Raw genomic sequence first — 434 nt, 5'->3', positions numbered from 1 at the left:
GTGCAAAGGCTGTGCGGGCAGTGGCCTATCACCGGCGCAAGGCGGGCGACACGACAGAGTCACACATTACTCAGCAGGTCTACGATACAGCTGGGCGCGCCGTCCACAGCCGTGACCCACGTCTGTTCCAGTTGCTCGAAGGCGGCTCCGGCGAGGCCGTCAATCAGTCCACGGTGTTCAGCCTCTCAGGCACGGCGCTGCTGTCCGAAAACGGCGACGCCGGATGGCGCCTGGGATTGTTCGGTGCAGCCGGGCAACGGTTGCAGGGCTGGGACCAAAAACGTAATCAAAGCCGCGCGATCCATGACGATCTGCTGCGACCGAGCGCCATTTTCGAGCAGGCTCAAGGTCAAACAGAGCACTGTACCGAACGCTTTTCATACGCCGACGCCACAGCAGAAACCGCCGCCCACAACCGCTGCGGTCGGTTGATT

General features: G+C 62.2%; 1 protein-coding gene. It reads left to right on the top strand.

Translation table 11 applies throughout. The features are described 5' to 3' along the window. Window positions 1–434 (top strand): hypothetical protein (locus AC1DCY_RS27695; protein ID WP_477355985.1); only part of this gene is annotated, 434 nt, incomplete at both ends.

It is taken from the genome of Lysinibacillus sp. 10T31 (assembly GCF_056394365.1).
This window is presented reverse-complemented; position numbering and strand designations above follow the sequence as displayed.